Annotated in this window: 3 protein-coding genes; 2 read left to right on the forward strand and 1 reads right to left on the reverse strand. The window is 70.6% G+C overall.

What is annotated here, in order from left to right:
- The first annotated feature begins 304 nt into the window (after positions 1-304).
- Positions 305-703 carry a GNAT family N-acetyltransferase gene (locus GT354_RS42480; protein ID WP_161362189.1) on the forward strand — a complete coding sequence of 133 codons (399 nt, stop codon included), beginning with the start codon at positions 305-307 and terminating at the stop codon, positions 701-703.
- On the opposite strand, the gene GT354_RS42485 is transcribed toward GT354_RS42480, so the two are convergent.
- The gene (locus tag GT354_RS42485) at positions 658-2,250 is read right to left on the reverse strand and encodes a sigma-70 family RNA polymerase sigma factor (RefSeq protein ID WP_161362191.1); all 1,593 of its coding nucleotides are present in this window, start codon (positions 2,248-2,250) and stop codon (positions 658-660) included. The genes GT354_RS42480 and GT354_RS42485 overlap by 46 nt on opposite strands.
- Before the next feature lie 425 nt (positions 2,251-2,675).
- Here GT354_RS42485 and GT354_RS42490 point away from each other — a divergent pair.
- Positions 2,676-4,149: hypothetical protein (locus GT354_RS42490; protein ID WP_202512915.1), on the forward strand; the 1,474-nt coding region annotated here is incomplete at its 3' end.

The following is a 4,149-nucleotide window of genomic DNA, read 5'->3' on the forward strand; positions in this document are numbered from 1 at the left end:
GGGCCGGTGATCGCCCGCGCGCGGTCGGACGATCGCGGCGCGGCAACCGGCGGCTTGCCGCCCGCCCGTCCGTGTCGCGTCGCGTCGCGTCGCGTCGACCGGCGGTCTGCCGCACGTCCGATCGAAGTTCACCCTGACGAGTGATGAACCCCTTCGAGAAATCAGACCAAAGCCCTCGAACCGCCATAATTTGTCCCCAGGACAATTCCAACCATGGGGTGTCCATTGCCTTGAACGGGTTCTGGAACGGGTCGAAATCTCGTTGAATGTCGTCGTGGATACGAATGTGGCGACGATTCGGCGTGTGACCTCGGTGGCGGACGTGATCGCGGCCGGAGACCTGTTCGACGATCCGGTACGCCCCGACTGGGCGGCCCGCTTCCTCGGCGAGGCCGGGCATCACATCCTGCTCGCGTACGTGGCGGCGACCCCGGTCGGCATGGTCACCGGAGTCGAGACGACGCACCCCGACAAGGGCACCGAGATGTTCCTGTACGAACTCTCCGTCGCCGAGGGCTATCGGGGCCACGGCATCGGCCGCGCGCTCACCGAGTCACTCGCCGACCTGGCCCGCAAACGCGGTTGCTACGGCATGTGGGTCGTCACCGAGCGCGGCAACGAGGCCGCCGTCGCCACCTACCGCTCCGCCGCGGCCGATCAGGAGTCGGACCACGTCATGTTCGCGTGGACGTTCGACGGCTGATCGGGGCACGGGGCGGGCCTCGCCTCCCGGCCGCCGCATCGGCGGGCCTCGCCGAGGAGGCGGCGGGCCCGAGCGCGTACCTTGCCCATCGCCTTCGATTCGATCTGGCGGATCCGCTCGCGGGTGAGGGCGAGTTCGTCGCCGATGACGTCGAGCGTGGCGGGCTCGCCGAGCAGGCCGAAACGACGTTCGAGGATGTAGCGTTCGCGGTCCCTGCACGCGCTCAGGATCGGTTCGAGCGCGGAGAAGTCGAAACCGTGCAGCTCACCGAGGGGTTCCTCGGCAACGGCGGCCCGGTCGATCAGCTCGGCGAACTCCTCGTCGTCGACGACGTCCGTGACGCGTTCGAGGGAGATCGTGGTCGGCAGGGTCTTCCGGGTCTTGGCCACGTCCGCGGGATCGAGGTGGGTCTCGGCGGCGATCGCGGGGTCGGTGACCGGGCGGCCGGCGGCTTCCAGGGATCGGATGCCCTGGTCGATCCGGGCGATCCGCTCGACCACGTGGGCCGGATATCGGATCGCCCGCGCGCGGTCGGTCAGCCCTCGATGCACGCTCTGTCGAATCCACCACGACGCGTACGTGATGAACCGATTGCCTTGGGCATGATCGAATCCCTGAACGGCCCGAATGAGACCGAGATTCCCCTCTTGGAAGAGGTCCAGGAGCTCCATTCCCCGGTAGGCGCGTTTCTTGGCGATCGAGATGACGAGGCGTAGATTCGCCGTGACGAAAGTATCGAAGCACTGTCTTCCGTCGGCGTCGATACGCCGCAGGGCGCGGGCCTCTTCGGGCGACATGTACGTGGTTTCGTCGAGGCGGGCCCGGGCGAACACGCCGGCCTCGATACGCCTGGCCAAATCGACTTCCTGCGCGGCGTCGAGCAGCGGAAAGCGGTTCGCGCTCGACCAATAAAGATCAAGGATGTCGAGGTCGGGTTCAGCGGGGTCGGGCTCGTCGAGATCGGGCTCGTCCTCGGGAGGGTCCGCACGCTGCGCGGCCGGGTCCGCGACCATATCCCGAACCGAATCCACGACCGAATCCGGATTCGGTTGTTCCCTTTGCACCGCGCCACCGAACGCCGTACCACCGAGCACCGCTCCGCCGAGCACCGTCTCCCCGTGCGCCGCGCCCGAGGTCGCGGCCGACGAACCCGGCACGGCGGGCGACGGGCGCGCCGCCGGTGCCTCGGCGACGAGCCCCACGTGGGCGAGTGAGATACGGGACAGGTCGAGTACCTCCGCCCCGGTCAGCAACCGCCGCGAACCCGGGGGCGCGGGGACCGTCGCGGCCGTCGCCACCGGCGTCGACACCGGCTGCGGCGCCCGCTCCGACGGTGGCGCGGCCACCGACATCAGGCTCGCCGGAAGGGTGTGGCCCGCGTCCAGCAGGTCCCGGAGCAGAGCCGCTGCCTCCGGTCGGGTCAGGCTGTGCTCGGCTATCGCGGTCGCGACGATCGGAAAGGGAATCTCGCCCGGATTTTGTGCCGCCGCGACCGACAGGACCCGAAGTGCCGCGTCCCGACGCGAGGAAGGATCGATCTGTTTCACGCTCGGTTCCGTGCCCGCCTTCTCTCCCGCCCACATCCGAGCAGCTCGTGCGCACTCACCACAACGAAGGCGGCGGTCACCGCACACCCCCGGTGGCCTTTCGTGACCACTGCGCTCGGCCGGCCCTCGGCCGCGTGCCGTTCACTCTTGCACGGGGCACCGAATGGGGCGAGAGCCTGGGCGGTCGAATCGAGGCGCGCTCCTTCGACATCATCCCGTTTGATACTTTCTTCACCCTTCGAAGGTCTATGCGCGCGCTATCGCGAATCAACGGTATTCACCGGCCGAAGGCTGGTTTTCGAGGGACCGGATCCCATACCCGCAGCCGTGGGACGAAAGCCGACTGATACATATGTGGTGGGGCGCGGGGTGCCGCCGCCGGTGAATATTCGACACGGACGCCCCGCTGGGGAGGGATGCGTGCGATGACGGACATCGGAGCCTGGGAACTCCTGGAGGAGAGCGAGAGCCTCTGGCGAGGAACGCTCGACGAGTCCTTACGCTGCGACGGTTCGGTGGATTCGCGACATCGGCGCCGACTGGTGCGGGCCGCGCTGAGCGCGTACGACGATCTTCGACGCCGGCAGGCCCCGACGGCGGATCCGCTCGGCGTGCTCACCCGTTGGCCCGCGTGTACCGTCGTCGCCCTGCTGTCGTGCGCCGCCGGGGCTGCCGATCGGCGGCAACTCCACCACAGGATCGCCGAGTCGACCCCCGGCATGTCCGCGTCGACCTGGATGCGCGGGTGGGGCGAGGCCTGGCACCGGTTGGCCGAGGAGGGTGTCCTCCGCCCCGGACGGCATTCGGGCTCGGACACTCCCGGCCTCGCCCTGCTGCTCGCCGGCCTCGACACGACCGGGATCCGCTACTCGGCGCCCGAGTTGTACCTCGTCCCCGACACCGGGTCGCTTTTCCTGCGCTTCGCGGGACGGGCCGAACACACCTGGACCGTGCACGCGGACGGGTTCCCACTGACCGTCACGGCCGACCGATGCGCGCTACCGACGCCTTCGCGGGTCGTGGATTGCCGGCACTGGTCCGGTGCCACGCACACCGTCGCGCTGGTCGATCCCGCCGATCCGCTGCTCGTCTTCGACGAGGGCGGCACGCTCGTCGCGTCGGACGACGCGTTGCCCAACGGCAGTGTGTGGTTGCTGCATCCCGGTGAGCCGCCTGCCGCCGCGTTCCGCGCCACGCGCCGGATCGCCGAGGAGTTGTCCGCGCCGGCCGGGTGGGGCCAGTGGTGGCTGGGCCGGGTGCTCACCGCCGATGCCGGCGCGATCCGCGCCTACCTCGTCGCCCGGGACGGCACGCCCGTCGAGGGCCGGTGGCGACCGGTCGCCGGTTCCGGCAGCGGCGCGGCGCTGCATCCGGGCGAGGCCGTCGAGGGCCTCGTCGACGGCCACGACAACCCGGTGTACGCGCAGCCCCCGACGCTGAACCTGCCGATCGCGCCGGGTCGGACCTGGCGGGTCGAGGTGCAAAACCGGGACGTCACGCGGCCGTTCGTCGCCGAACGCGAGTCGCTCGGCGGGCACCTCGACCTCGCCGACCTCTTCCCCACCCCGGCCCTGGGCCGGTTCCGGATCCGGGCCCGCCGGGCCGGCGGTCGCGGGCTCGATCGCGACGTCACCGTCGCCGAGGGCGTCCGGGTCAGGTCCCACCCCCGGGTACGACTGCTCACCGCGACCGGGCGGCTCGACGTGGCCGACGTGGACGTGCTGGCACCGCCGGGACTGGCCGCGGACCGCGACCGCGTGCGGCTCGACGGTCGACAGGCCGAGGCCGACGTCGTGATCCGCGACGCGCGCCCGGAAGGCGCGGGCGGCGGGGGCAGCACGGCGGCCGTGGCGCACCTGGCGCTGCGGCTTCGACCGCCGCACGCCGCCGTGCGCAAAC

Origin of the sequence: Streptomyces sp. SID3343 (assembly GCF_009865215.1) — a bacterium.
In the GTDB taxonomy this organism is placed as follows: Bacteria; Actinomycetota; Actinomycetes; order Streptomycetales; family Streptomycetaceae; genus Embleya.